Origin of the sequence: Lentzea tibetensis (assembly GCF_007845675.1) — a bacterium.
GTDB lineage: Bacteria > Actinomycetota > Actinomycetes > Mycobacteriales > Pseudonocardiaceae > Lentzea > Lentzea tibetensis.
Genome location: NZ_VOBR01000101.1, coordinates 1 through 1,071, shown reverse-complemented (window position 1 = coordinate 1,071; position 1,071 = coordinate 1). Strand labels below are relative to the sequence as shown.

Annotated in this window: 1 protein-coding gene; it reads right to left on the bottom strand. The window is 67.9% G+C overall.

Translation table 11 applies throughout. The features are described 5' to 3' along the window. Positions 1 to 2: 2 nt before the first annotated feature. Complete coding sequence (locus FKR81_RS43100; RefSeq protein WP_146361382.1) at positions 3 to 968, bottom strand: IS481 family transposase; 966 nt, start codon at positions 966 to 968, stop codon at positions 3 to 5. Between the last annotated feature and the right edge of the window lie 103 nt (positions 969 to 1,071).

Below are 1,071 nucleotides of genomic sequence, written 5' to 3'. Positions count from 1 at the left end.
CATCAGGTTGGTGACAGTCGGCTGATGGGCGGGCAGCCTCCGAGCGCGCTGTGGCGGCGTCGAGTGTTGTAGTACTCGAGCCAGGGAGCAAGGGCGGCAGTGCGCTCGGTGTTGCTGGTGAAGGCCTGTCGGTAGGCCCACTCGGTTTGCAGGGTGCGGTTGAGGCGCTCGACCTTGCCGTTCTGCCAGGGGCAGTGGGGCTTGATGAACTTCTGCCGGATGCCGTGCCGGGCGCAGACCTCGCGCAGGGACCAGCGGTAGGCCCAGGCGTTGTCGGTCATCAACCGCTCGATGCTTGTGATGCCCTGCTCGGCGAAGTAGGAGATCGCCCTGGTCAGGAATTCCGCGCAGGTCGGTCCTTTCTCGTCGGGCAGGATCTCGGAGTAGGCCAGCCTGCTGTGGTCGTCGACCAGCGAGTGGACGTAGTCGAACCCGATCCTGATCGACCGGTCGCGGGTGGCTTCCTGCAGGGCGCGGCCGTGGGCGCGCCAGCCACCACCGTCGGGGATGCGGCCGATCTTCTTGATGTCCATGTGGACGAGCTCGCCCGGCCGTTCTCGCTCGTAGCGGATCGCGGTGGCCTTGCTGGCGCGGAGTATCTGCCCGGTGATCGGGTCGAGCGCGGTCAGTCGCGGGACCTGGTGGCGGGCCAGCACCCGCGACACCGTCCGGGTGGGCACTGCCAGCTCGGCGCCGATCCAGTCCGGGCCACGCCGCTGGCCGTGCCGCAGCGCGAGGATCCGCTGCTCGACCTCGGCACTGGTGCGGCGCGGTGAACGATGCGGCCGCGAGGACCGATCGTGCAGGCCGGCCTCTCCCTCGGTGGCATACCGGCCAAGCCAGGTCCGCACGCATTTGCGCGAGATCCCCATCGCAGCCGCGATATGCGCCTGAGGCCACCCGGCCTGGTGCCGTTGAACGATCAGCAATCTGCCTGAGAACGTGGTCCGGGCATTACGGTGAGACACGAGAGCCTCCGGCTGGTGTGGGTCCTAGACAAGCCACACCCCAGCCGGAGGCTCTCCTTACGTCAACACCTGCCCGCCGCTACCAACGTCCTGGCCAGATACA